The organism is Streptomyces sp. NPDC002463, from assembly GCF_042889835.1.
Taxonomy (GTDB): domain Bacteria; phylum Actinomycetota; class Actinomycetes; order Streptomycetales; family Streptomycetaceae; genus Streptomyces; species Streptomyces nymphaeiformis.
On sequence record NZ_JBIARL010000004.1, the window covers coordinates 370,629 to 394,064 of the forward strand.

The following is a 23,436-nucleotide window of genomic DNA, read 5'->3' on the forward strand; positions in this document are numbered from 1 at the left end:
CCGCGATCGACCCGGCCTCGGCCCGCAAGGCGGACGGCTCCAACCGCAACAACAGCGTGATCTCCCCGTACGGCCATTTCGGCGTCATGGAACGCGGCCTGTTCGACCGCCCCTCCCGCGCCCAGGCCTACGACGGCGGCCATCTCATCGAGCACACGCTGATGGAGGGCCAGGACGCCGACATCCACGGCAACCTCGCGCCCCAGGAGAGCAAGCACTTCAACCAGGGCCTCATGCGCGGCTGGGAGAGCTTTCCCGAGCACCTCATGCACGGGGGCCACCCGTTCACCTACAAGGTGGACGTGGACTACTCCGACACACCTATGTGCGCACCGGCCAACAGATCGTGGACGCCGGAGTCATCACCAAGCTGCACTTCAACGCCATGCCCCAGGCGAACCAGGTCGCGCTGGCCGCCGAGAGGGTCACCTTCCGGCGCTGGGTCCCCACTCAGTGGAAGGGAAAGGTCGAAGGCATGCCCGACGCCCAGACCGGACTCCCGCAGCCCCTGCCGCTCACCACCCTGACCAACGGCGCCCATCTGCGGAACCTCGCCCCGACCCACGCGGACGCCCAGGGCATGGTCATGGATCCCACGAACACGCCCGGCGCCCCGCACACCACGGTCACCGGCCGGCCGAACGCCCTCGTCCGCCAGTACTCGGGAACCCTGGGCGGCCACATCGAGACGGCCGCTCTCGTGCCGAACAACCCGGGCCTCATCACCGTCGGCGGACAGCCGAGTGTCACGGCCCACATGCACCAGCCCGAGCCCCAGGACCTGCGCGACCAGCAGCAGGCCACGACCCAGCCCTCGGGACAGCCCGCCCCCGCCCCGCTTGCCGCGGCCATCCCCACGCAGGTCGCCATCCTCAAGCGGGACCTGTCGATCACGGACCTGACCAACTCCCTCGCCGGCCTCAGCACCACGAAGGTCAACCGGGGTCGCGGAAGCGGCGGTCCGGTGCGTGTCAAGAACCCCGCCACCATCGACGCGGAGGCCAAGAAGCACAGCCCGGAGTACGCCCACCTGCGCAAGACGAGCTATCTGCCCTCGCAGGCGGCGGGCGTCCTGTTCACCAAAGCCGTGATAGCCGCCGTCGAGTCCAACTCGGGCAAGCCCCTGAACAGGGCTCAGCTCCAGACCGCCATCGCCGGCTCACGGATCAACAAGGGCGAGGGCCGAGACCTGGCCCTGTTCACCTTCGACCAGCACACGAAGGACTGACGCAGCCGCCCCGCCTCACAGCTTCACCTCCGCCCCCACCATGCGGCCTGAGTCTCTGCAGCACTGCACAGGCGTCCCCGCTCCGGGGACGTCGCCGGGCCCGCCGGTCTGCCGGCACCCGGCGGCGCCCGATGTCTGCGGCCGTCAGGTCGTGTTGGAGCGGGTCGAGGTGATGACGACGGATGTGCGGGGCGTGGTGGCGTGGCCGCCGAGTCGGTCGATCGCGGTCGCGGCGCTGTCCAGGACCTCGGTCATTTTGTCTACGGGGAGTCGGGTGAGGAAGTCGGTGTTCATGAGATGGGGAGTCGCCCGACCGCTCAGTCATGGCGGGCGAGCTTGGCTGCGGAGACGAGCAGAATCACCGCGAGGGCAGGGATGAGGACGGCGTCGGGGAAGACGCCGAGGAGGAGCCCACCGAGCACGGCTCCGGCGATGGAGCCCGCGGCCATGAGGGCGGTGAAGCGGATGTTGGCGCCGAGGACGGCGAAGCTGCCGTCGCGGCTGTAGCGGGCGAAGGCGACGAGCATGGTGGGCAGGGAGACCAGCAGAGACAGGCTCCCGGCGGTCTTGATGGCCTCGCCGAACAGCAGCACGATCGTGGGGATCAGCAGCTCGCCTCCGGCCACTCCCATGATCGCGGCGACCACCCCGATGCCGAACCCGGCGGCGACGCCGGCGGGAATCTGAGCCCAGAGCGGCAGGTCGAGGGCGCCCAGGGCGGCGGTGTGGGTGAGGACCAGGGCGGCGGCCATGAAGACCATGAGGGCGGCCAGCACCTTGTAGAGGGTCGCGGACCGCATCCGGACCGCCCAGGACGCTCCGGCCCAGGCGCCGAGCAGGCTGCCGGCGAGGAGGTTGACGGCGACGGGCCAGCGGGCGGCGACCTCGGCGGCCGGGACTGCTGCAAGCCGGGCGGGCAGCGCGACCAGGACCACGACCAGGCTCATCGCCTTGTTCAGGATCACCGCCGACAGGGCGGCGAACCCGAACAGGCCGATCAGCAGCGGCAGGCGGAACTCCGCGCCGCCCAACCCGATCATCCCGCCCAGCACCCCGATCGCCGCTCCCGCGCCGAAGACGAGTGGGGCCGGGCGCGTCGAGCGGAGCGGGGTGAGGTTATGGCCTGTGGTCATGCACGGCATCCTCGCTGGTAGACGCCCGCGTCCGCCATGTCAGGAGCTCACCTTCGAAGGAAGGCACCGAGGTGCGGATCGGGGCTCGTCCGGACCTCCGAGATGTCCGCCAGCTTGCCTGCACTTCCGCTCCTGGCGGCGCCGGGTGCTGTCGAAACTCGGGCTCTGGCACAACTTCTGTGGTGTCGAGTCGAAGCTCGGTGTCCGAGGCCGGAGCACGCCGGGAAACGGCAGGTCAGAGGCTTGGCCTGAAGCAGACACAAACCCGGGTGGTGTGGCTTCACAGAAGTTGTGTCAGAGCCGAAACTCATGAACAGAGCCACAGCCCCCGTTGCGGCGTTCACGAGTGCTGACTCGACCTCAGATCTTCCTCGGAGAACCGTTCCGTCCTGGAACGGCATCAGCACCCCTCTCAAGGTGTCCGGCTACGGAAGCACGGGTACGCCTACGGCGCCTGGAAGGTGTACAACTCCTCGAACGGCACAAGCTCCCGGCTGATGAGCTACAGCAAGCTGACGAACGCCGATGACCACAGGGTGTACGTCGAGCTCGGAACACAGGTGAACACCGGGTACCGCATCCAGGCCAGCAAGTACATGACCTGTACGCAGCAGTACCGGGATCACGCCAGCGCGGAGACGGCCCACCACAGCAGCAGGTCGTACGTGTACAAGTCCGCGTCCACCGGTGTCCACAACGAAGCCGACTACGTGCGCGGCAAGGTCCGCGCCGGCCTGGACGTCCCGTGGCGGCCGGACCCGCTGACCGGATGGTCGTACACCGACGGCGGCGACAAGTACTGACCCCCTGTGCAGGCCGGCCGCAGCAGCCCCCGCGCAGCCGGCGCACCACGTCCTTCACCGCGCCCGAGGGAAGCCGTATCTCTTCCGTCGGCAGCACGTGACGTGTGCACGGTGCGCACCGTTGTCTCAGTGATCGACCAGGGGAGCGAGAAGTGAGCCGGCATCATCTGACATGCGACAGACTGGTGAAGGCGTACGGGGGTGCGTTCCGGCTCGGCCCGCTGTCCCCGGACGTATCCGAGGGCGTGACCTGCCTGGTGGGGCCGAACGGCGCCGGGAAGTCCACCTTCTTCCGGCTCGCCGCAGGGCTGGAGAGACAGACGTCCGGAACACTGCGCCTCCAAGCAGGAAACGCCGCGGAACGGACCGTGTCCCTGGGCTATCTCCCGCAGGACCCTGAACTCCCACCCGGGGCGACGTGCGAGGAGTTCCTGCACTACGTCGCCTGGGTGCACCGGATTCCCGCGAAGCTGCGCCCGGAAGCGGTGACCGATGCCCTCGCGCTGACGCACCTCACCGATCGCAGGACCAGCAGGATCCGCACCCTCTCCGGAGGCATGGCGCGCCGCCTCGGGATCACCCAGGCCCTGATCCACAACCCGGCCATGCTCCTGCTCGACGAACCCACGGTCGGTCTTGATCCACGGCAGCGGATTCGCGCCGCGCGAGACGATCACGGCGGTTTCTTGCGACCGGATCGTCATCGTCTCCACCCACCTGGTGGAGGATGTCCGCGGCCTGGCGGACCGTGTCGTCATCCTCCACGGCGGTGACGTCGCCTTCGACGGCGACCTTCCCACCCTCGAAGCAAGAGCCGATCCCGACGCCCCCGGGGACACCGACCTGGAACGGGCCATCGCGACCCTGATGGGCGGCCCTGAGTGACCCCGTCCCTGCGCTACGCCCTCAAAACCCTCCTAGGCCCCTGGACGGTTGTTCCCGTCACCGTCCTGGAGGTCATGAACTTCCTCCAGCACGGCATGCCCTGGCGCGGCGAAACCCTGTGGACCGTGGACTGGTTCGCCATCGCGCTCTTCATCGTCGGCCCTCTGCTCGCCGGCGCTGCAGCCGTCGACGCCTCCCGGCTGTCCCGCGCCGGCAGCATCCACCTCGTCCTGGCCACCAGCAGGCCGTACCGGCCCTATCTCCGGGCCGCCGCATGGTGCGCCGGGCCCGTGCCGGCGGTCCACCTCGTCACCATCGCCGCAGCCATCGCGGTCAGCGGCGTGCCCGGCAGCCCCCACCGGTTCGGCCTCGCGGGCGCCGTCCTCGTCCAGAGCCTCGCCGTCTGCTGGTACGTGGCGTTCGGATCCGCCATCGGCCGCCTCGCCAGCCCTCTTCTCGCCGGAGCCACCGCAGCCGTAGGCGCCTTCACCCTCATCCACCTTCTCGGTGAAGGAAGCACCGGCCGATTCGAACCCCTCGCCCTCGACGGCGCGACCGTCTCCCGCCTCGGCCACCGATACGCACCCGGCTACCTCCTGGCACAGGCCGCTCTCTTCCTGCTCACCGGTGCCTTGATGATTCTGCTGCCGGTGCGTCTGCGATCCGGTCGCAGGGTCCTCACCCTCGGTGGCACGGCCGCACTCGCCCTGATCTCCGCGGTGGTCGTCGCCGGCCAGTACGTCCTTCCGAGCCGGCGACTCCTCGCGAACGCCGAGACACCCGCCGACTGCACCGCCTCGGCACCTGCAGCGTGCCTCTAGCCCGAGCACCAGAGGTTCCGCGACCAGATCGTCCAGCACGTGACAACGCTCACCGACGCCGCCCGCTCCCACGGATACGACGCCCTGGTCCCCGAACGCATCGAGGAACTGAGCCGCACCCACCGGGTGCAGTCCCCACGTGCCATCGGCCTGGAGATCCCCGCCGACGCCCACTCCACGGACACGCTGAGCATCGAAGAGATCACCTCCGCCCTCGTCCGCCCCCTCCACTGCTCCGCTCTCTACGAGGAGCCAGGACCAGGGCCCACGTACTGGCAGCGGGAGTCCTCCCTGTACCTCACCCTCCTGCACACAGCAGACATCAAGGCAGACCCGCACCAGTTCCCCGAACCCGCACGGATCCTGACACCCAAGGAAGCCCAGGGCATCAAGAACGACTACGCGGCATGCAGGCTGGAATCAGCATGAGGAGCGGCCCTCTGATCACGATCAGGGGCTGGGTGGGCGTCCACGCCTGGCGTCCCGATCTCGCCCTCAACCTCCTCCTGTACACCTCGCTGACGGTCACTACTGTCAGTCTGGCCGGCCCCGCCCTGGCCTGGCTTCCGCCCGTCGTCCTGACCACCGTCCGCATGTTCTTCGGCCACCCGCCCTCGGAACCCGGGTACTACTGGTGGGCCGCCATCATGGAAGAAGCCACCACTCCCGGACAGTGGACGTGGACCAGCATCCTCTTCCTCTGCACGACACTCCTTCCCATGCTGCGTCCCCTGGCGGCGAGCCACGTCGGCCGGTTCAACCCCGGCTCCGCTGTGCCGAACCGCAAGGAGAGGTTGATGGTTCCGGAAGGAGACCGCTGACCGGCCCTCCGTAACGCCGGAGAAGCCGGCGCTACGGGCCGTCGACGACCCGCAGGAGCGGGCGGGTGGGCTCAGGCGAGGCCCGCCGCGATGGCCCGGCGGACGGCGTCGGCGCGGTCCTTGATGTCCGCCTTGGCGAACAGGTTGTTGATGTGAGTCTTGACCGTGGCCTCGCTGATGAACAGCTTCTCGGCGATCGCCCGGTTCGGCAGGCCCTGGCCGATCAGGGTGAGCACCTCGCGTTCGCGGGGCGTGATGTCCCCGGGCAGCGGCTGCCCGGGCGGCGTGGGTTTCGTACGGACGGTGGCGAGGAGTCGGTCCTGTACCTCGCGGTCGAGGACGGACTGTCCCGCGGCGGCGGCGCGGATCGCGCGGGCGATGTCCTGACGCCCCGCGTTCTTCGTCAGGTAGCCCCGCGCCCCGGCACTCAGCGCGGCCAGGATCGAGTCGTCGTCGGCGAAGGTGGTCAGCACGACCACCGCTACCTCCGGGTGCTCCTCCGTCAGCCGCCGGGTCGCCTCGGTGCCGTCCATGCCGGGCATGCGCAGATCCATCAGGACCACGTCCACGGGCCCCGCCGCCACCGCCGCGAGCACTTCGGTCCCGTCGGCCGCCGCCGCGACGACCTCGATGTCCTCGGACAGGTCGAGGACCGCGGCCAGCGGCTCGCGCACCGCAGCCTGGTCGTCGGCCACGACCACGTGCAGCCGCCTCACGTCCTGCGTGGATTCGTTCATCCCGGGATCACTGCCTCCACCTGCCACCCGCCCGCGTCCGGTCCTTCGGTGACCGGGCCGGCGGTGATCGTCCCTTCCAGGAGGGCAACCCGCTCGCGCATGCCGATCAGCCCCATTCCGCTGCCGGTGCCCGTGCTCACGGTACGGGTCGCCGGACCGTTGCGGATACTCAGTGCCGTCGACGCGGTGCCGAACGTCAGCTCCACACGCACCGCGCCGCCGGGCGCGTGCCGGGCCGCGTTGGTCAGCGACTCCTGGGCGATCCGCAGCAGGTTCTGGGTCACGCGGGACGGGACCTCGCGGACGGTCCCGGCAACGGTGAGCGCGTCGTGGTGGCCGGAGGTGTCCAGCATCGCTGTGAGGGTCTCGACAAGCGGCAGTGCGTCCTCGCGCAGCGCGTGCACGGTCCACTGCGCCTGCTTCAGGCTCTCCTTGACCATGCTGTGCGCCTTCTGGTTCGCCTCGCGGACCCGGTCCAGGTCGCCGGTATCGATCAGCGCGTCCGCCAGCTCCAGCTGCATGTTGATGCCCGCCAGGGAATGGGCCAGGACGTCGTGGACGTCACGGGCGATCCGGCTCCGTTCGGTCAGTACAGCGGTCCTGGCCTCGGCCCGCGCTGCCCGCTCCGCCGACTCGGCCGCCGAGATGGCCGCGACGAAAGCCCGCTGGCGGCTGCGGTTGAGGATGCCGACCAGGACGGGAGCACCGGTGGTCAGGCCGAGGGTCCACGGCAACAGATTGTGGCCGGGGCCGAGGCGGAAGTACAGGACGCCGCCGCACAGCAGACTGCACAGGGCTGCCAGGGTGAGCGACTGCCGGGGTTCGAGGCGGACCCCGATGTGACCGACGAGGAAGTAGGCGAAGAGGTAGCTGGTACCGGTGCTGCTGACGCCGATCAGGGCCGCCGCCGCCACGATGCCCAGGGTCAGCCAGACCAGGGCGAGGCGCGGCGGAATCCAGTCCTCCGGCAGGTGCCGTGCCGCCAGGGCGATGGAGTTGATCAGGAGCAGGACGACTACCACCAGCCCCCGGCCGCTCGGGCCCACCGGCCGGACCGTCCAGAACGCCGCGACGATGACGAAGACGGTCAGGGCCCGCTGGACCTTGGGGTCCTGACCGGGAATCGGCCGGGGGCCGGCCCCTTGGTACGGGGACGGCCCGTGATCCGGGAGGCTCTGGGCTTTGGGCACGGCGCGACCATAGCCCACGGTCAGGCCGTACGGTCGAGGGCGGGCGCGGGACGCGTCGCCGTGGCGGGAGGCTGCTGGTGGGCGACCATCCGGCTGCGGACGAAGATCGTGACGAGCCGCGTGACGACCTCGGTCAGCGCCATCAGGACGAAGGCCGCGACCCACGCCCGGTCGCCGGTGATGTGGTGCGTGACGCTGAACCGGGCGACGTCGTCGGCACCGCCGTTCTGGACCCACACCTGGAAGCCCATGCGGGCGCCCATGCCGGCGACCCACAGGATCGCGGAGACCGCGCCCGCCTTGATCAGCAGGTGCTCACCGGCGACGCGGATGCGGGTGTAGACACCACCTGCGACACCGAGAGCGGCGCCCACGGTCGTCAGCGCGCCGATCAGCACGAGGTCGTTGCCCGCCGTGGGGACCGTGTCGAGGTAGGTGTGGGCCACGAAGGCCACGATCCCGAGCGGAATCAGGAAGGTCTTCAGGTCGATTCGGCCTTCCCGCATCTGCCGGAAGACGACGAGGACGAGGGCGATGTCGGTGATCCAGTCGGTCGTTGTCATGCCTCAAGCCTGCCGATCCGGCGCCCTTCGCACCTGGACCCACGGGTGGAACGACGGGTGGAGATGGAGACACCGGGCCCGATTCATCGTCGAGCGTGTGGGCGGCTTCGGGCCGAGATTCGGTCTTCTTCGTGGGGCATGACATCGTCTGGTCGTGCCAGAGATGACGAGTGGGTGGGAGGCGGTCTTGGCCGAGGCGTCGTCTCCTTCGTGGACGCAACGTGTGCGTGCCGGGCGTGACCTCGCTTCCTTCGCTGATGTGCCCGAGGCTGCGGACGCGCTGTTGGGGCTGCTGCTGGACGTCGAGGACACGGCCGTGACTCGACAGACCGCGGAGGCCCTGGCCCGGGTGGGGACGGTGGCCGCCGTGAGGCTCATCGCTCTTGCGGTTGCCGAGGCTGACGACAACCAGAGTGACTGGTTGCAGACCGGGGTGCAGGACGCGCTCGTGGACCCGGACGGAGCGCCGGACGTCGCAGCGACCTGCCGGAAGCTCGCCCGAGACCGGGAAGAAGCAGTCTGTCGGGGTGCCGCAGACATCTCGACGTGGACAGACACCACAAAGTGTTGATCTGAATCGACCTGCCTGTGGGCTGGTTCGTGCAGCCGTCATCCGGGAGCCGCGTGCCCCGGCATCGAGGTCAGGACTGTGGCGCGTCGGTCTCCGCCCCCGTCCGCGGAGCGCCGAGGTGGAGGGAATCACGGGTCCCGCGTTGCCGGAGGCCCACCGTCGTCGGCACCCCTGCCGTCTCGCTCCCGGTTTGCGCGAGAACTGCAACTGACTGTCATTCTCTTGCGATGCTTGCGCTATTCTTGCGTGTATGACGCGACGACTTGCTCAGGTGGCGAAGAAGGTGGGGGTCAGCGAGGCTACGGTCAGCCGTGTCCTCAACGGCAAGCCCGGGGTCTCCGAGGCGACCAGACGGTCGGTGCTCACCGCCCTCGACGTCCTCGGCTACGAGCGACCCACCCAGCTCAGGGGCGAGCGCGCCCGGCTCGTCGGACTCGTGCTCCCCGAACTGCAGAACCCCATCTTCCCGGCCTTCGCCGAGGTCATCGGCGGCGCGCTCGCCCAGCAGGGGCTCACCCCCGTGCTCTGCACCCAGACCAAGGGCGGTGTCTCCGAGGCCGACTACGTGGACCTGCTCCTCCAGCAGCAGGTCTCCGGCGTCGTGTTCGCGGGAGGACTGTTCGCGCAGGCCGGCGCCCCGCACGACCACTACCACCAGCTCGCCGAGCGCAACATCCCGGTCGTCCTCATCAACGCATCCATCGAGGGCCTCGACTTCCCCTGCGTCGCCTGTGACGACGCCGTCGCCGTCGAACAGGCCTGGCGCCACCTGGTGTCGCTCGGCCACGAGAAGATCGGCCTGCTCCTGGGCCCCGCCGACCACGTGCCCTCCGGGCGCAAGCTGCAGGCCGCGCGCGCGGCGGCCGAGGCGGCCGGCACCCCGCTGCCCGACGAGCAGATCGTGCGCTCGATCTTCTCCCTCGAAGGCGGGCAGGCCGCTGCCAACGGCCTTCTGGAGCAGGGCGTCACCGGCATCGTCTGCGCCAGCGACCCGCTCGCCCTCGGGGCGATCAGGGCCGCCCGCCGCCGCGGGCTGCGAGTCCCCCAGGACGTCTCGGTCGTCGGCTTCGACGACTCCGCCTTCATGAACTGCACCGAGCCGCCGCTGTCGACCGTCCGGCAGCCCATCGAGGCGATGGGGCGGGCCGCCGTCGAGCTGCTCTGTTCCCAGATCCAGGGGGTCCACTCCCACCCGGGCGAGCTGCTCTTCGAGCCCGAGCTCGTGGTGCGCGGGTCCACCGCGCCGCCGGCCCGCTAGCGGGAGCACCGTACCGCTTCCTCCTCAAAGGCACCGTTTCCTGTCGTCCTCCGGGCGGCCAGGGGAGCGGTGCCTTTGCCATTTCCCTGTCCGTTCCGTTGACAGCGTCGTCATCCAGTAGAAACCTGTGCACCAGAATCCGCAAAACATTGACTAGATTACTCAAAAGATTGCGAGTCATTGTGCACGGACGACGACTGGCGATGGGGCTGCTGATGGCGGCCCTGATCGCCCTCGGGCTGATGGCCGTCCCCGCGCAGGCCGCCACCGCGGCGGACACCGACCTCGCGCGCGGCAGACCCGCCACCGCCTCCGGAGCCCTCGGCGCCTACCCGGCGGCCAGCCTCACCGACGGCAGCCAGGCCAGCTACTGGGAGGGCCCGGCCGGCGCCTTCCCGCAGTGGGCGCAGGTCGACCTCGGTGCGGCCGTCCGCGTCGACCGCGTCGTCCTCGAACTGCCCACCGGCTGGGAGGCGCGCGACCAGAACCTCGCCGTCCTCGGCTCCACCGACGGCAGCGCCTTCACCACCCTGGCCGGCACCCAGGCCCGCCGCTTCGACCCGGCCGCCGCGAACGCCGTCTCCCTCACCCTGAGCGGCAGTCAGCTCAGGTACCTGCGCGTCCAGATCACCGCCAACACCGGCTGGAACGCCGCCCAGCTCTCCACCGTCGAGGTGTACGGCGAGCCGGGCACCGTCGAGCCGCCCGTCGGCGGCACCGACCTGGCCCGGGGCAAGGCGATCGAGGCGACCTCCGTCACCCAGAACTACCAGGCCGCGAACGCCAACGACGGCTCCACCGCCACCTACTGGGAGTCGGCAGGCTTCCCCGCGAGCCTCACCGTGAAGCTCGGCGCGGACGCCGACGTCGAGGGCGTCGTGGTCAAGCTCAACCCCGACCAGGCGTGGGGCCCGCGCACCCAGTCCTTCGAGGTCCTGGGCCGTGCCGCGGGCGCCACCGCCTTCACCACCCTCAAGCCGCGGGCCGACTACGCGTTCAGCCCGTCCAGCGGGCAGAACACGGTGACCGTGCCGGTCACCGGCCGTGTCGCCGACGTGCGGCTCGCCTTCCAGTCCAACACCGGCGCCCCAGGCGCCCAGATCGCCGAGCTCCAGGTCCTCGGCACCGCCGCCCCTGCCCCCGACCTCGTCGTCACCGACCTCACCTGGACCCCGGCCGCCCCCACCGAGACCGACGCGGTCACCGTCCGGGCCACCGTTCGCAACGCGGGCACCGTCGCGGCCCCCGCCGCCACCGTCGACGTCAGCGTCGAGGGGGCCGTCGCGGGCACCGCCCAGGCCGCCCCCCTCCCGGCCGGGGCCTCCACCACCGTCGCCATCCCCGTCGGCCGCCGCCCGGTCGGCGCCTACACCGTCTCCGCCGTCGCCGACCCGGCGAACACGGTCGCGGAGCTGGACGACACCAACAACAGCCGCACCGCCGCCTCCAAGCTGACCGTCGGCCAGAGCCCCGGCCCCGACCTCATGGTCACCGGGATCACCACCAACCCCTCCGCCCCGGCCGTCGGCGCCCCGGTCTCCTTCACGGTCGCCGTACTCAACCGCGGCACCACCGCCGTCCCCGCCGGCTCGGTCACCCGGCTCACCGCGGGGACGACCACCCTCCAGGGCACGGCCGGCGCCGTCGCCGCCGGCCAGACCGTGAACGTCCCGATCTCCGGCACCTGGCCGGCCGCCTCCGGCGGGGTCACCCTCACGGCGACCGCCGACGCCACCGGCACCGTCACCGAGACCGACGAGAACAACAACGTCTTCACCCGCTCGCTGGTCGTCGGGCGCGGCGCCGCCGTCCCGTACACCGAGTACGAGGCCGAGGACGCCCGCCACCAGGGCACCCTGCTCACCTCGGACCGGCTGCGCACCTTCGGCACACCAACTTCGCGACCGAGTCCTCGGGCCGCAGGTCCGTGCGCCTCGACGCGAACGGCCAGATCGTCGAGTTCACCTCGGTCGACCAGGCCAATGCCCTGACCGTGCGCAACTCCATCCCGGACGCGGCGGCGGGCGGCGGCCAGGAGGCCACCCTCAGCCTCTACGCGAACGACGTGTTCGTCCGGAAGGTGACCCTCTCCTCCAAGCACAGCTGGCTGTACGGCACCACCGACGACCCGGAGGGCCTGACCAACCGACCCGGCGGCGACGCCCGCCGGCTCTTCGACGAGTCGCACACCCTGCTCGCCCGGTCCTACCCGCCGGGCACCCGCTTCCGGCTCCAGCGCGACAGCGACGACCGCGCCGCGTACTACGTGGTCGACCTGATCGACCTGGAGCAGGTGGCCCCGCCCGCGCCCAGCCGGCCGGCTGCGTCTCCATCACCGAGTACGGGGCCGTGCCGAACGACGGGCTCGACGACACCGACGCGATCCAGCGCGCGGTCACCGCCGACCAGAAGGGCGAGATCTCCTGCGTCTGGATCCCGGCCGGGCAGTGGCGGCAGGAGCAGAAGATCCTCACCGACGACCCGCTGAACCGGGGCAGTACAACCAGGTCGGCATCCGCGACGTCACGATCCACGGCGCGGGCATGTGGCACTCGCAGCTCTACACGCTGACCCCGTCGCAGGACGCGGGCGGCATCAACCACCCGCACGAGGGCAACTTCGGCTTCGGCATCGACGCCAACACGCAGATCTCGGACATCGCCATCTTCGGCTCGGGTGCCATCCGCGGCGGCGACGGCAACGCCGAGGGCGGTGTCGGCCTCAACGGCCGCTTCGGCAAGGGCACGAAGATCACCAACGTCTGGATCGAGCACGCCAACGTCGGCGTCTGGGTGGGCCGCGACTACTCCGACATCCCGGAGCTGTGGGGACCGGGCGACGGCCTGGAGTTCAGCGGCATGCGGATCCGCAACACGTACGCCGACGGCATCAACTTCGCCAACGGCACCCGCAACTCCACCGTGTACGACTCCTCCTTCACCACCCTGAAGACCTCGGCGACCTACGCCTTCACCCCGGGCTCCGGGAACACCGTCACCATCGCCTGGTCGCCCAGGCCCGCTTCGTCCGGGTCGACATCACCGCCAACACCGGCTGGTCCGCCGCGCAGCTCTCCGAGCTGGAGGTGCACGGCGCCGACGGCACCGACCCCGGCCGTGACGGCTGCCGGGTGCCCCTCCCCTGGGAGGCCGAGGCCCCCTCGTACGGCTTCGGCACCGATAAGGAACCGTGGCTGCCGCAGCCCGCCGACTGGGCCCGCTACGCCGTCGACCGGCAGAGCACCGACGCCGACTCGATGCCCACCCTCTACCGCACCGCCCTCGGACTGCGCCGTACCGTGCCCGGCTTCGGCGACGGACCGCTCAGCTGGCTCCCCGCCGAGGACGGCGTCCTCGCCTTCACCCGCGCGCACGGCCTGACCTGCGTCGTCAACCTCTCCGACGGCCCCGTCGCCCTCCCCGCCCACGGCGAACTCCTCCTCGCCAGCGGCCCCCTCGACTCCGTCGGCGCCCTCCCCCCGGACACCGCCGCCTGGCTGCGAGCCTGAGCCACCCCCCGCGGCCCCGAGAGAAACGAGAGCCCTGCATGGCCCACTTCCCGGACACGCAAGACCGGTGGACGACGAACGGGAACCCTGCCCCGACGGAAGGCACCGAGGACGGCCGAGCGGGAGACGGACCATCAGTCGGTGAGGCGATGCCGCATCCGTTCGTCGCGCGGGGACACGGGTGCGTGAGCGGCGGCAGGGCCGTCGGCCAGAACCCCTCGGACGGCGTGATCGCGCGCCGCGTGCCCGAGGGACGTCACGTGGTGGTCGTCCACTTGAGCGCCTGGCAGGCCGAAGCCGGCAGTCAGGACGAGGCGGAGCGGCCCGTGGCAGGAGCTCCGCCGGAAGCGGGCTTCCGGAACTCGGTCCGGTGACGGGTGTCGAGAAGGGGCCGCCGGCCCCGTCTCCGACCCGTGTGACGGCTCCTGTGCGAGAGAGGGATCGGTCCCGCCGGACGCCATCGAAATCCTGTAGGCCCACGTGTCCGGGCGTCCGCCGCGTCCGGGAGCAGTCCGGCTCGCGGAAAACCGGATGACCCGCTCCGCCCCGCATCCTTACCCTGCCGCCATGGAACACGGATCCGCCCTTTTGAACGTCGTCGACGTCGAGGCCACTTGCTGGGAGGGACAGCCGCCGCCCGGCGCGGTGAGCGAGATCATCGAGATCGGGCTCACCGTCGTGGATCTGACGGTGCGACGGCGCGTGGGCCGGCACCGGATTCTCGTGCGGCCCGAGCGCTCCGAGGTGAGTGGCTTCTGCACCGAGCTGACCGGCCTCACCCCGGCCGAGGTCGCCGGTGGCGTCGGCTTCGCCGAGGCGTGTCGCATCCTTGCCGACGCCCATGACGCGCGCAGCCGCCCCTGGGCGAGCTGGGGAGACTACGACCGCAAGCAGTTCGAACGACAGTGCCGGGCGGCCGGAGCGCCCTATCCGTTCGGCCGGCCGGCAGAGCAGGGGCACACCAACGCCAAAGCCGTGTTCACCGAGGCGTACGGCCTGCGTAAGCGGCCTGGCATGGCAGGCGCCCTGCAGCTCGCGGGGCTGCCGCTGGAGGGCCGCCACCACCGGGGCGAGGACGACGCGTGGAACATCGCCGCCCTCGTCCTGGACCTGGCGGAGCGCGGGGCCTGGACGGCCCCGGGGATCGGTTTGCCGTCGACACCGTCGTGAGAAAGTCCGTCCCCGGCAGCGAGCCGTCCGCCCTCCTGGCCTCGTAGGGCGCCGTGGCCAGGGCAGCGGACGACTCCACAGCCACATGCCACTCGCGTGCCGGACAGGGCAGTGAACGGCGGCCGGCGACGAGGGCCGCAGGGACCTCGAGGGCCTCCTCCACACATATGGGCTTTTCAAAGCCCTGTGGGCGGCTCGAAGATCGGTGATTCCCGAGCTGATGCCACACAACTACGCAGGCGAGGGACGTTCTGTCGGCGATGACCAGTAGCCTGCGACGATCAGCCGTCGCGCGTCTGGAGGTGCCGTGGAAGCCACCGCTCTCGTCAGTCCCGATCAGTTGTGGTCGGCGCAGGAGGTCTTGCTTCGGCCAAGCCCCGTCCCGGCGGCGGCAGGGGTCTACGGGTGGCATTTCAAGCAGCCGCCCCACCTCGACCTGGACGCCGGGCGCCTGCTCTACGTCGGGATAGCCCCGCGGTACATGGCGAACCGGACCAGCACACAGAACCTGCGCAAGCGGGTGCGGTACCACTACCGGGGCAACGCGGCCGGCTCGACGCTGCGACTCACCCTCGGATGCCTGCTCGGAATCGAGCTACGACGCGTGGGCAGCGGAAAACGGATGACCTTCGGCAAGGCCGGCGAGGCCACACTGAGCCAGTGGATGGCGGACAACGCGCAGGTGTGCTGGATCGAGCAGAGCGAACCATGGGATTTGGAGTCACAGCTCATCTCCGAGCTGGACCTTCCGCTGAACCTCGATCAGAACCGCCACAACGCGTTCCACCATCGCCTGAAGGAGATACGAGCCCAAGCACGCCGGCGAGCACGAGAACTGCCCATCAGCTCGTAAGCCGCCGAACGAGCCGTTACCCGGGCCGTCTGTGGGTCGTCAGGGCGATGGGGTCGCACGGTGCTCGGGCTCCGGCTCCTGCCGCGCTTCGGCCCGGGCGCCGACACTCCGAAGTATGGCCACGGCGTCGTCGGCCAGGTCCTGGGGCCGATCCTCAAGGACAGCGACCGGGGCCCGCCGCATCACTACCTTGCTGTGCCAGAGGCTCAGCCCCGTGACCTCGCGCACGGCCCGGACCACGTCCCTCTCACGCGGCCCGCAGTCGCCGACCTCGAAGGTTCCGTCGCGTTCTACTCCAAGCTGTTCGGCGTCGAGCCCGCGAAGCGTCGTCCCGGATACGCCGACTTCGCCGTGGCCGAGCCGCCGCTGAAGCTCGTCCTCATCGAGGGTGAGGCCGGCGAGGACACCCGGCTCGACCACCTCGGTGTGGAGGTCGAGAGCACGGAACAGGTCACCGCGGCCACTACCCGACTGAAGGACGCCGGGCTGGCCACCTTCGAGGAGAACGACACTTCGTGCTGCTACGCCCCTCAGGACAGGGTCTGGGTCACCGGCCCGGGCAAGGAGCCCTGGGAGGTCTACGTGGTCAAGGCCGACGCCGACACCCTGACCAAGATCACCGAGGTCGCTCCCGACGCCTGCTGTGGCACCACGGCATGCTGCACCCCCGAGGAGCAGGCCCTCGCCTCGACGCAGACGCCGGAGGAGGCGAAGGCGGCCGCCGGCTGCACATGTGGAGGCTGAGCCTGGGGTGTGCCACATCCGTGCCAGGATCGTGCGGGGACTCACGGGGAACGAGGGGCTTCGACATGCTCGGGAAAGTGCGCACCGGATGAGTGACGAGCAGAGCAGGGCGAGGGGGGAGTCCCTCGGCAGGGTGTTCGCTGGTGCCTCGCACGTCGAGTGCGGTCCCGTGGACGTCGATGCGGCCCGCCTGGCCTACTCGGAGGCGGGTTTCCACGTCACCGACGCGCTCGTGGAGTTCCTCGGGACGTACGGCGAGACGACGGTCTTCTGGCCGTCGCACGTCACCGGGGACGAGACGTCGCTGACGGTCTCGGTCGAGGAGGCCGCGGAGGCGTTCGTGCCGAACGCGCGATACTTCGAGAAGCGTCTCGGCATGTCCGCCCTGCCGGTGGGCGTCGCCTTCGAGACCGAGGAGATGGTTCCCCTCGCGGAGAACGGTGACATCGTCCTCGGTGGTGACGCAGGAGTCCAGCGGGTCGCGCACGGGTTCGAGGAAGCCGTGCGTGCCCTGATCTCGGGCGACTGGGACATGACGTTCTTCTAGCCCGCCGGAGCTCGCTTCGCGGATGGAGACAACGGGCTGTGACGGGCGCCCCCTGACGGTCGGGCCGGTCACCCTGGCGACAGGACCGGCCGCAGGGGGCGGCAGGCCCGTCTCGCACGGGCGCCGATTAGCCTGTGGCCATGTCGCAGAAGTACATCGTCCACGAGGAACCGGCGGTCCTTACGGCCTCCCAGCGCATTGCGATGGCTGATCTGGCTCCGTTCGGCTTCCCGGGCCTCCACGAGCAGATATGGCTCGGGTGCCGCGAGGACGGCCTGTTCGTCATGCAGTGCGTGCCCTTCCGGATCTACGGGCTGAACCTCTTCGACGTGGTGCGCCTGGACGAGGACGGCATGCTCGTCGCGGTCGTGGAGAAGGGCGGTCACCGCACGCTGCGGGCGCTGCTCGAGGCCGGCCTGGAGCCCCAGGTCTTCGAAGAGGTCGCCGGCGGTATCGCCTCGCGGGCTCGGAGCGGGGGCTTCGCCATCGAGTGGAGCGGTGACCGTCACGTGGCGATCGGCGTGCCCGCCGACGGGGACCCGGCTTCCCTGGTGGCGTTCATGGACGCGCACGAGGAGGCCGGGACGCTGTTCTGGGAGTGGAGCGACTCCCAGCCGTTCCAGAGTTCCTGACGATGCCCCGCGCCCCAGCCGTATCGCCGGGACGTGCCGAAGTCAGGCGACGCGGCCGACCGTGAGTCACCGGGACATGACGTTGTCGATGACCTCACCGTCCTCCGCACGCGGCTGAGCCCACGAGGCAGCGACGTCACGCAACCTGCAGTGCCCGGCGTCCGCGAGTGCAGCGGAAAGGCGGGCCGAGATTGCGGAGACGACGCACCCGTCATTGTTCTGGCCCGCGACGACGCGAGGGGGCGGGACGCCCTTCTCGACCGTGCCACAGAAGCTGTTACCCGCGTGAAGGATGCGGCCCGTACTCCTGGTGGGTCGAACAGCACGGCGCTTTGTGGAGCCGGGGGAGGGTTTTCACATGGCAGTGCGGGCCTGCTGCCCCCGGTTTCCCCGCAGTCCCCGGTATGCGAGGCCGAGGAGGAAGGAGTGGAGCAGCGCGGAGAGGGTCAGCGCCGCGAGGAAGTACCCGGTCGCCAGGCCCGAGTCGCCGTTCGCGAAGTCGGGGAGGAGCAGGATCAGGCTGGTGGGTGCGGTGACCAGGAGTATCCAGACGGCCGCGAAGCTGCTGTCTGCGGTCGCTGAGGCGAACACCAGGGGGAGCGCTGCCACGGTCACCAGGCCGAGGTAGACCAGCGAGGCGGGGTTGGCGAACGTGAGCCGGACGAGTGTGCGGGGGCGGCTGTCTCGCATGATTGATTCCTCCTGGGCGGATCGGTTGCGCCGTGTCGGCGAGGGTTCCATCGTGCGACGGGGCGGCCCCCGGCGCCTGAGTAGCGCTACTCAAACCGCTGTGGGGGCCTGCGCGTTGCGGGCCGCGTAGCCGATCACGGCGACCGGGCCACCCTGTTCCCCGCATGCATGGGGATGGTCCCGCCTCCCGGGCTGTAGTGGTCGCGGGCGGAGGTTGTTCGGCTCTGTCGAGCAGTAGCGGCTCTGGCGCAACTTCCGTGATTCCGCCGGTCAGTACCCCGTCGTGTGACGTGCCGATGGCTCGTGGGAACGTCGTCCGTATGTCGTGCATCTTCTGCCAGCTCATCCGCGAAGACCGCGCACACTGGGTGGCCCGTGGGCCCCGGGCGTGTGCGTTCACCCCGCTCAAGCCTCTCGCTCCGGGGCACACCCTGGTGGTGCCGACGTCCCATTTCGCCGACCTCTTTGACACGCCCGGCGAGGTACTGGCCGAGACGACGGCGCTGGTCCAGCGTCTGGCCAAGGCGATGCGGTCCGGGCTGAACGCGTCCGGCGTGAACGTCCTCAGCGCGAGTGGTCCGGGCTCGGAGCAGTCGGTGCCTCACCTGCACTTCCACGTCGTTCCGCGGTGGCCGGAGGACGGCATCTCCACCTGGCCGGCTGGCCAGTCGCGGCATCGGTTCGCCGGAGATCCAGCTGTGCGAATCGCCGACGCACTGGCCGCAGAGGCACATCACACAAGTTGAACCAGAGCCTGACAGGCAGCACTGGCTCAGCCATCGCCGTGACGTTCGGTGGCAGCCGCACCTCGTCACCCGGGTTCTTTACTGCACGTGGTGGTACCAGCGTCGGTGTACCGCAGGTTCGACGCACAGTACGGCGGCGCCTGCGATCGTGCCGACCAGCAGGGCCGGGGCTCCGCCACCGTTGATGAGCGCGCCGAGGCAGGCTGCGGCAATGGCGAGCGGGCGCAGCAGGGTCAGCGGGCCGAGGCCGATGACCACCGCGAGGGTGCTGGCCCGGAAGGGCAGGGCGAAGTACGCCGCGAGCGAGACGATCACGACGGCGGTGTAGAGGGCGAGCGGGAGCAGGTAGCCGAGGCCCCCGGCGGCCAGCGCGTTGAAGGTCTCGGCCCGGTCGGACGCGGTCAGCAGCACGATGGCGGCGGTCAGAGCGGGGGCGAGCAGCAGAACGGCCCCGACGGCCAGCCCGCGCAAGGCCGCTCGCGTCGTGGCCCGGTGCTTGCGGATACGGGCGTCACGGCCGGCATAGGCGCGGAATCCACTGAACGACGCGTCGATCAGACCGAGTAGCGCGAGCAGTATGGCGGGCGTCATCCGGTGGCCTCGGCCAGGTGCTCCGGGCCGACCAGTCGGCGCGCGGCCCGTCCCAGCGCCAGGCGGAGCGGCGCCTCCAGGTGGGGGCGCACTCCGATGACCGGCCGCAACGTGGTGCAGAACGGGTTCGCCAAGCCGCGCGGCTCGTACAGCAGCGGCCGGATGCCGGGTGCGGCGGCGGCGCGCAGCAGTGTCTCGTCGCTGTGTGCGCGCCGCGCGGAGACGACGCCGTCGTGGCGGCCGAGGGGGTGGCGCATCCGAGCGTGGTGGAACACCCGGGCACCGATGGGGGCCAGGCGGGTCGCGGCGATGTCGAAGTGGCAGAAGGCATGCGCCGGTGAGGCGGCCTGGGCCTGGAAGAACTCGGCCAGGGCCGGACCACGGAAGTGGTGCAGCACACCGGTGGAGACGTAGAGGGTCGCCGCCTCCGGCAGGTCGAAGGCGTTTCCGTGGACGAAGCGGCAGCCGAGCCCCTTCGCGCGGGCCAGCCGGTCCGCCTCGCCGACCAGCGCGGCGTCGAGGTCGACCCCGACCAGCTCGACGTCCGCGCCGAGGGCGTTGGTGGCCGCCAGCCAGCGGATGAGGTAGCCCAAGCCGCAACCGACGTCGACCAGGCGGTACGGCCCGGTCTGCCCGGTAGTCGACCGAATCGCGGTGAAGAGCGGGCCGAGCAGGTGGACCAGGCGTTCACCGATCCGTAGCTCCTCGCTCAGGCGCTGGAGCTCGGTGTGCACGCTGATGAGCAGGCGGTCCACGGCGTGCGGGTCGAGTACGCCGTCCTGGTCCGTGGGCAGCTCGGCAACAATCCGGGCCGCACGCTCGTCGCCGCTCTCAAGGAACTGCTGGATCACCTCGGCGCGCCGGACCGGTAGCCGGCGGCCACTGTGTGGTTCCACCGCCGTGATCAGGTCGGAAATCTCAAGCTGGTGCACGAGGCAGAACCCTACGGCCTCCTCTGCCAAGCCCGGCGGGCCGGCTGCCCCCGTCGTGGAGTGTCCACAACCTCCCGCGTTCTCTCGGCACCGGCGCTGTCGAGACCCGTGCGCATGTCGATTCGCTCGCGGCGCCGGCTGCCTCCCGAACTGCTGGACACGTGCTGTCCGTTCTCGGCTCTGGCGCAGTTCTCGGGGAGCGGCTGAGGAGGGTGACGGTGTGGTTCGATTCGGAGGGGAGGTGTACGAGTTCCGGGGCCCGTCAGCGTTCCCGCGTTCTGGTCCACCACCAGCCGAACGTCGCCCACTCGATGGAGTCGGGTTCAGGCAGAGTACGGCGCTCGAATTCTTCATCGATGCGCGTGATCAGTCGGGCCAAGTCCCGTTTGGCTCCTGCAGGAAGGTTCCGCATCGCCCACTCCAGACGGGATCGCGGTGCTCGCGGCCGTGGTCGGGGTGGTCGCGGTGGCGGAGTTCGGCGGGCTGCTCCGGCTGGGTCCGGTGGACCGGGCGGTGCTGGGCGCGGCGGTCGTCGGACTCGTCCTGACCGCCTGGCTGGCCCCGGGGGAGGTGCTGCGGGTGGCGGCGGCCGGGGCGCTCGCGATCGCCGGGGGGCCGTTGCTCGCGGGCGATGCGGAGCACGGACTCCGTCGCCTGGGGGCGGGCCTGCTGGGGCTCGTGTGGTTGGGAGCCCTGGCCGGCCTCGTACCGTCCGGTGCCCTCGGCCTCGTGCTGTTCGTGGCCGTGTCGATCGCCGACATCGTCGCGTACGCGGCGGGTCGCCGTCTCGGCGGCCCCCGGCTCTCCCCGCTGTCGCCCGCCAAGCGGTGGAGCGGCACGCCGGCCGGGGCCGCGGCCGGTCTCCTCACGCCGGCCGTGCTGTCCTCCCTCACGTGGCAGACGGCGGTGGCCGTGGCGGTCGGCGGCCCGCTCGGGGACCTGCTGGAGTCGATGGTCAAGCGGGGCGCCCGGGCCAAGGACGCCGGCCGGTGGCTGCCCGGCTCGGGCGGTCTCCTCGACCGGATCGACTCCCTCCTAGTTGCCCTGGCGATGCTGTTGATGCTGGAGTGAGCCATGTGACGGGATGGGCATGAGGCCGGGTGCGACCGGCCGGGGGAGTCGGGGACCGGCTCCTTCCCCGTACACGCCGGCCCCACGCAGCGGCCGCGTCCGGGCCGGGTCCGCGCTCACCCACGACGGGCGGGACGCGCCGGCCGGCCCGGGAGAGACGGTGCGGACGAGGACGTGGACCTCGGCCGTCCGGCCTGCCGCGGAATCCCGCTACGGCGCGCAGGACCTGGAGTCCGTGTACCCGGCGGCCCCGGTGACGACGACCCGCAGGGTCACGCGCGCTCCTCGGCGGGGGCGGCGGGAAGGGTGATCCCCGCGATGACGTCGGCAGGCGCCAGGGCGGGCAGGATACATCGCCACATGTCGGCGATCCGGCACGGCAGGTCGGTCCGGCTGGTGGAGAGCTGCGACATGATCTGGGTGCCGGTGTAGGCGGCCACCAGCAGGGAGGCGAAGGCGGTCTCGTCGGCCCCGGGCAGGAGCTGGCCCTTGCTCCGCGCGGCGACCAGCTCGTCGTGGAACTTCCGGGCCCACCACTCGTAGATCGCGTACTCGTGGAGGTCGGCCTCGTTCTGCTCGACGGCGAGCCGGACGCCCGCGCGCAGCAGGGTGTTCTGCTGCATCTCCACGGCGAGGTAGGAGGTCATGTCGATCAGGTGCTGCAGGCCGGGCTCCCCGGGAGGGAACTCCAGGTCCTTGGCCTGCTCGTGGATCACCGCGCGGGCGAGCCCCTCCTTGGACTTGAAGTGGAAGTACACCGACCCGGTCGTCAGGCCGACCCGGTCGATGATCTTCAGGATGCTCGCCCGGGTGTAGCCGACCTCGTCGAACACCTCCGCGGCGGCCCGGAGGAGGACCTCCCGCGTGCGGACGGCGCGCTGCTGCATGGTCCGAGTGCCCTCTTCCACCTGCACCTGACCCCTCTCGACAAAATAAAATAATGACCTCTATCATTTCATGACGTGCGCTGGCACGCCAGGGTGAGTGGCTATGAACCGGTTGGGGGAACTGCCTTGTCCTCGCTTGACCTCGTCCACGACGAGGCGGCCTTATCCGCCGCACACGTGCCCCAGGTCTTCACCCACAAGACGAACCCGTCGGAAGTCCTGCTCACCGGCTGGCGCCGGACGGGACCCGACGCCTTCGCCGTCACGGCCCGCTGGCCGGGGGCCCACGGGTTCTACGTCCACCGCGACGGCCTGCTCGACCCCCTGCTCCTGAGCGAGTCGATACGCCAGACCCTGCCCCTGCTCTCGCACGCCGCGTACGGCGTACCGCTCGACCACCACCTTCTCTGGCAGGACTTCCGCTGGGAACTCGACCCCGCCGTAGCACGCGACGAAGGACACGGCGCCGACGTCGAGTTACGCATCACGGCCACCGACGTGAAGTACCGCGGGACGCGAGCCGCGGCCCTCGTCCTGCACGTGGAGGCGTGGCGGCAGGGCGCCCGACTGGCCGAGGCCCGGACGCACTTCACCGTCCAGGACCCCGCCGTGTACCGACGGCTGCGCGGACGGTACGCCGACCTCGTGCTCGCCAACGCCCGCGCCCTTCCCGCCCCGCCGCCCGCGCCCGTGAGGGGCGGACGACACGACGAGGACGTCGTGCTCGCGCACGCGGACGGCGAAGGCCGCTGGCGACTGCGGGTGGACACCTCCCACCCGATCCTCTTCGACCACCCGGTCGACCACGCCCCGGGCATGTTGCTGCTGGAAGCCGCGCGCCAGGCCGCACAGGCCTCGTCGCCCCGGCCGACCGCGGTCGTGGGCATGGAAGCCGTCTTCACCCGGTACGCGGAACTCGACGCGCCGTGCTGGATCGACGCCCGCCCGCTCCCCGGCACCCCGGCCGGCCGTCAGAGGATCCTGGTCACCGCCCGGCAGCACGACGAGGAGATCTTCACCGATGTCGTCACCCTGGGCGAAGTCTGAGGGCACGC

The 23,436-nt window shown here is 70.6% G+C and carries 24 protein-coding genes and 5 pseudogenes; 20 read left to right on the top strand and 9 right to left on the bottom strand.

Annotated elements, in window-relative coordinates:
• Positions 1 to 475: 475 nt before the first annotated feature.
• Positions 476 to 1,228 carry a hypothetical protein gene (locus ACFYX3_RS11940; RefSeq protein WP_389011387.1) on the top strand — a complete coding sequence of 251 codons (753 nt, stop codon included), beginning with the start codon at positions 476 to 478 and terminating at the stop codon, positions 1,226 to 1,228.
• A gap of 317 nt (positions 1,229 to 1,545) precedes the next feature.
• Here the strand turns inward: ACFYX3_RS11940 and ACFYX3_RS11945 are convergent, their stop codons facing one another.
• Positions 1,546 to 2,361 (bottom strand): sulfite exporter TauE/SafE family protein, encoded by an 816-nt coding sequence (locus ACFYX3_RS11945; RefSeq protein ID WP_389011390.1) that lies wholly within the window; start codon positions 2,359 to 2,361, stop codon positions 1,546 to 1,548.
• 497 nt (positions 2,362 to 2,858) lie between these two features.
• On the opposite strand from ACFYX3_RS11945, the gene ACFYX3_RS11950 reads away from it, so the two are divergent.
• From ACFYX3_RS11950 to ACFYX3_RS11975, 6 genes and pseudogenes are all read left to right on the top strand, one after another.
• Positions 2,859 to 3,164 carry a hypothetical protein gene (locus tag ACFYX3_RS11950; protein ID WP_389011393.1) on the top strand — a complete coding sequence of 102 codons (306 nt, stop codon included), beginning with the start codon at positions 2,859 to 2,861 and terminating at the stop codon, positions 3,162 to 3,164.
• A 257-nt stretch (positions 3,165 to 3,421) separates the two neighbouring features.
• Positions 3,422 to 3,781, top strand: a pseudogene (locus ACFYX3_RS11955) (ATP-binding cassette domain-containing protein); the annotation flags it as partial.
• A gap of 19 nt (positions 3,782 to 3,800) precedes the next feature.
• Positions 3,801 to 4,049, top strand: coding sequence for a hypothetical protein (locus ACFYX3_RS11960; protein WP_389011574.1), 249 nt, complete (start codon positions 3,801 to 3,803; stop codon positions 4,047 to 4,049).
• Positions 4,046 to 4,870, top strand: coding sequence for a hypothetical protein (locus ACFYX3_RS11965; RefSeq protein WP_389011396.1), 825 nt, complete (start codon positions 4,046 to 4,048; stop codon positions 4,868 to 4,870). The genes ACFYX3_RS11960 and ACFYX3_RS11965 overlap by 4 nt, the downstream gene beginning before the upstream one ends.
• A 39-nt stretch (positions 4,871 to 4,909) precedes the next feature.
• Positions 4,910 to 5,299, top strand: coding sequence for a hypothetical protein (locus ACFYX3_RS11970; RefSeq protein ID WP_389011399.1), 390 nt, complete (start codon positions 4,910 to 4,912; stop codon positions 5,297 to 5,299).
• The gene (locus ACFYX3_RS11975) at positions 5,296 to 5,691 is read left to right on the top strand and encodes a hypothetical protein (RefSeq protein ID WP_389011402.1); all 396 of its coding nucleotides are present in this window, start codon (positions 5,296 to 5,298) and stop codon (positions 5,689 to 5,691) included. Before ACFYX3_RS11970 ends, ACFYX3_RS11975 begins: the two co-directional genes overlap by 4 nt.
• Positions 5,692 to 5,762: 71 nt before the next feature.
• Here ACFYX3_RS11975 and ACFYX3_RS11980 read toward each other — a convergent pair whose 3' ends face one another.
• The 3 genes from ACFYX3_RS11980 to ACFYX3_RS11990 are packed head-to-tail and all read right to left on the bottom strand — an operon-like array spanning position 5,763 to position 8,181.
• Positions 5,763 to 6,428, bottom strand: coding sequence for a response regulator (locus ACFYX3_RS11980; RefSeq protein WP_389011405.1), 666 nt, complete (start codon positions 6,426 to 6,428; stop codon positions 5,763 to 5,765).
• Complete coding sequence (locus tag ACFYX3_RS11985; protein ID WP_389011408.1) at positions 6,425 to 7,618, bottom strand: sensor histidine kinase; 1,194 nt, start codon at positions 7,616 to 7,618, stop codon at positions 6,425 to 6,427. Before ACFYX3_RS11985 ends, ACFYX3_RS11980 begins: the two co-directional genes overlap by 4 nt.
• Before the next feature lie 20 nt (positions 7,619 to 7,638).
• Positions 7,639 to 8,181 (bottom strand): hypothetical protein, encoded by a 543-nt coding sequence (locus ACFYX3_RS11990; RefSeq protein ID WP_389011411.1) that lies wholly within the window; start codon positions 8,179 to 8,181, stop codon positions 7,639 to 7,641.
• A gap of 163 nt (positions 8,182 to 8,344) precedes the next feature.
• Between ACFYX3_RS11990 and ACFYX3_RS11995 the strand changes: the two genes are divergently transcribed.
• The 7 genes and pseudogenes from ACFYX3_RS11995 to ACFYX3_RS12025 all read left to right on the top strand — a co-directional run bounded on the left by ACFYX3_RS11995 (position 8,345) and on the right by ACFYX3_RS12025 (position 15,541).
• Positions 8,345 to 8,752 (top strand): hypothetical protein, encoded by a 408-nt coding sequence (locus ACFYX3_RS11995; protein WP_389011559.1) that lies wholly within the window; start codon positions 8,345 to 8,347, stop codon positions 8,750 to 8,752.
• A 250-nt stretch (positions 8,753 to 9,002) separates the two neighbouring features.
• The gene (locus tag ACFYX3_RS12000) at positions 9,003 to 10,010 is read left to right on the top strand and encodes a LacI family DNA-binding transcriptional regulator (protein ID WP_389011414.1); all 1,008 of its coding nucleotides are present in this window, start codon (positions 9,003 to 9,005) and stop codon (positions 10,008 to 10,010) included.
• Positions 10,011 to 10,213: 203 nt separating this feature from the next.
• A pseudogene (locus ACFYX3_RS12005) lies at positions 10,214 to 13,119 on the top strand (hypothetical protein); the annotation flags it as partial.
• Positions 13,111 to 13,518, top strand: a pseudogene (locus ACFYX3_RS12010) (DUF3459 domain-containing protein); the annotation flags it as partial. The pseudogenes ACFYX3_RS12005 and ACFYX3_RS12010, both read left to right, overlap by 9 nt.
• 185 nt (positions 13,519 to 13,703) lie before the next feature.
• Positions 13,704 to 13,892 (top strand): hypothetical protein, encoded by a 189-nt coding sequence (locus tag ACFYX3_RS12015; RefSeq protein WP_389011417.1) that lies wholly within the window; start codon positions 13,704 to 13,706, stop codon positions 13,890 to 13,892.
• Positions 13,893 to 14,085: 193 nt separating this feature from the next.
• Complete coding sequence (locus tag ACFYX3_RS12020; protein ID WP_389011420.1) at positions 14,086 to 14,688, top strand: exonuclease domain-containing protein; 603 nt, start codon at positions 14,086 to 14,088, stop codon at positions 14,686 to 14,688.
• 307 nt (positions 14,689 to 14,995) lie between these two features.
• Entirely contained in the window at positions 14,996 to 15,541 is a 546-nt protein-coding gene (locus ACFYX3_RS12025) for a GIY-YIG nuclease family protein (RefSeq protein WP_389011423.1), read from the top strand.
• Positions 15,542 to 15,580: 39 nt separating this feature from the next.
• Here the strand turns inward: ACFYX3_RS12025 and ACFYX3_RS12030 are convergent, their stop codons facing one another.
• The gene (locus ACFYX3_RS12030; RefSeq protein ID WP_389011426.1) at positions 15,581 to 15,724 is read right to left on the bottom strand and encodes a hypothetical protein; all 144 of its coding nucleotides are present in this window, start codon (positions 15,722 to 15,724) and stop codon (positions 15,581 to 15,583) included.
• A gap of 78 nt (positions 15,725 to 15,802) precedes the next feature.
• On the opposite strand from ACFYX3_RS12030, the pseudogene ACFYX3_RS12035 reads away from it, so the two are divergent.
• The 3 genes and pseudogenes from ACFYX3_RS12035 to ACFYX3_RS12045 all read left to right on the top strand — a co-directional run.
• Positions 15,803 to 16,285, top strand: a pseudogene (locus tag ACFYX3_RS12035) (ArsI/CadI family heavy metal resistance metalloenzyme); the annotation flags it as partial.
• Positions 16,286 to 16,373: 88 nt separating this feature from the next.
• Positions 16,374 to 16,832 (top strand): hypothetical protein, encoded by a 459-nt coding sequence (locus ACFYX3_RS12040; RefSeq protein ID WP_389011429.1) that lies wholly within the window; start codon positions 16,374 to 16,376, stop codon positions 16,830 to 16,832.
• Between the two features lie 140 nt (positions 16,833 to 16,972).
• Positions 16,973 to 17,464 (top strand): DUF4265 domain-containing protein, encoded by a 492-nt coding sequence (locus ACFYX3_RS12045; protein ID WP_389011432.1) that lies wholly within the window; start codon positions 16,973 to 16,975, stop codon positions 17,462 to 17,464.
• A gap of 354 nt (positions 17,465 to 17,818) precedes the next feature.
• On the opposite strand, the gene ACFYX3_RS12050 is transcribed toward ACFYX3_RS12045, so the two are convergent.
• Complete coding sequence (locus ACFYX3_RS12050; protein WP_389011435.1) at positions 17,819 to 18,154, bottom strand: SCO4225 family membrane protein; 336 nt, start codon at positions 18,152 to 18,154, stop codon at positions 17,819 to 17,821.
• A 320-nt stretch (positions 18,155 to 18,474) separates the two neighbouring features.
• Here ACFYX3_RS12050 and ACFYX3_RS12055 point away from each other — a divergent pair, with 320 nt between their 5' ends.
• Positions 18,475 to 18,900 (top strand): HIT family protein, encoded by a 426-nt coding sequence (locus ACFYX3_RS12055; protein WP_389011438.1) that lies wholly within the window; start codon positions 18,475 to 18,477, stop codon positions 18,898 to 18,900.
• Between the two features lie 78 nt (positions 18,901 to 18,978).
• On the opposite strand, the gene ACFYX3_RS12060 is transcribed toward ACFYX3_RS12055, so the two are convergent.
• A complete protein-coding gene (locus tag ACFYX3_RS12060; RefSeq protein WP_389011441.1) occupies positions 18,979 to 19,491 on the bottom strand; it encodes a hypothetical protein in 513 nt (170 codons plus the stop codon).
• Positions 19,488 to 20,387: a class I SAM-dependent methyltransferase gene (locus ACFYX3_RS12065; protein WP_389011444.1), complete on the bottom strand. Its 900-nt coding sequence runs from the start codon at positions 20,385 to 20,387 to the stop codon at positions 19,488 to 19,490. The genes ACFYX3_RS12060 and ACFYX3_RS12065 overlap by 4 nt, the downstream gene beginning before the upstream one ends.
• A gap of 456 nt (positions 20,388 to 20,843) precedes the next feature.
• Between ACFYX3_RS12065 and ACFYX3_RS12070 the strand changes: the two are divergent.
• Positions 20,844 to 21,494 (top strand): annotated as a pseudogene (locus ACFYX3_RS12070) (phosphatidate cytidylyltransferase); the annotation flags it as partial.
• A 272-nt stretch (positions 21,495 to 21,766) separates the two neighbouring features.
• Here ACFYX3_RS12070 and ACFYX3_RS12075 read toward each other — a convergent pair.
• Complete coding sequence (locus ACFYX3_RS12075) at positions 21,767 to 22,381, bottom strand: ScbR family autoregulator-binding transcription factor (RefSeq protein WP_389011447.1); 615 nt, start codon at positions 22,379 to 22,381, stop codon at positions 21,767 to 21,769.
• A gap of 126 nt (positions 22,382 to 22,507) precedes the next feature.
• On the opposite strand from ACFYX3_RS12075, the gene ACFYX3_RS12080 reads away from it, so the two are divergent.
• Entirely contained in the window at positions 22,508 to 23,428 is a 921-nt protein-coding gene (locus ACFYX3_RS12080) for a ScbA/BarX family gamma-butyrolactone biosynthesis protein (protein WP_389011450.1), read from the top strand.
• Positions 23,429 to 23,436 lie beyond the last annotated feature (8 nt).

Bases quoted from the DNA above. Each gene is read 5' to 3' on its own strand.
- ACFYX3_RS11940 (WP_389011387.1), top strand. From the start codon at position 476: ATGCCCGACGCCCAGACCGGACTCCCGCAGCCCCTGCCGCTCACCACC.
- ACFYX3_RS11945 (WP_389011390.1), bottom strand. From the start codon at position 2,361: ATGACCACAGGCCATAACCTCACCCCGCTCCGCTCGACGCGCCCGGCC.
- ACFYX3_RS11950 (WP_389011393.1), top strand. From the start codon at position 2,859: ATGAGCTACAGCAAGCTGACGAACGCCGATGACCACAGGGTGTACGTC.
- ACFYX3_RS11975 (WP_389011402.1), top strand. From the start codon at position 5,296: ATGAGGAGCGGCCCTCTGATCACGATCAGGGGCTGGGTGGGCGTCCAC.
- ACFYX3_RS11980 (WP_389011405.1), bottom strand. From the start codon at position 6,428: ATGAACGAATCCACGCAGGACGTGAGGCGGCTGCACGTGGTCGTGGCC.
- ACFYX3_RS11990 (WP_389011411.1), bottom strand. From the start codon at position 8,181: ATGACAACGACCGACTGGATCACCGACATCGCCCTCGTCCTCGTCGTC.
- ACFYX3_RS11995 (WP_389011559.1), top strand. From the start codon at position 8,345: ATGACGAGTGGGTGGGAGGCGGTCTTGGCCGAGGCGTCGTCTCCTTCG.
- ACFYX3_RS12000 (WP_389011414.1), top strand. From the start codon at position 9,003: ATGACGCGACGACTTGCTCAGGTGGCGAAGAAGGTGGGGGTCAGCGAG.
- ACFYX3_RS12020 (WP_389011420.1), top strand. From the start codon at position 14,086: ATGGAACACGGATCCGCCCTTTTGAACGTCGTCGACGTCGAGGCCACT.
- ACFYX3_RS12030 (WP_389011426.1), bottom strand. From the start codon at position 15,724: ATGCGGCGGGCCCCGGTCGCTGTCCTTGAGGATCGGCCCCAGGACCTG.
- ACFYX3_RS12040 (WP_389011429.1), top strand. From the start codon at position 16,374: ATGAGTGACGAGCAGAGCAGGGCGAGGGGGGAGTCCCTCGGCAGGGTG.
- ACFYX3_RS12045 (WP_389011432.1), top strand. From the start codon at position 16,973: ATGTCGCAGAAGTACATCGTCCACGAGGAACCGGCGGTCCTTACGGCC.
- ACFYX3_RS12050 (WP_389011435.1), bottom strand. From the start codon at position 18,154: ATGCGAGACAGCCGCCCCCGCACACTCGTCCGGCTCACGTTCGCCAAC.
- ACFYX3_RS12055 (WP_389011438.1), top strand. From the start codon at position 18,475: ATGTCGTGCATCTTCTGCCAGCTCATCCGCGAAGACCGCGCACACTGG.
- ACFYX3_RS12060 (WP_389011441.1), bottom strand. From the start codon at position 19,491: ATGACGCCCGCCATACTGCTCGCGCTACTCGGTCTGATCGACGCGTCG.
- ACFYX3_RS12075 (WP_389011447.1), bottom strand. From the start codon at position 22,381: ATGCAGCAGCGCGCCGTCCGCACGCGGGAGGTCCTCCTCCGGGCCGCC.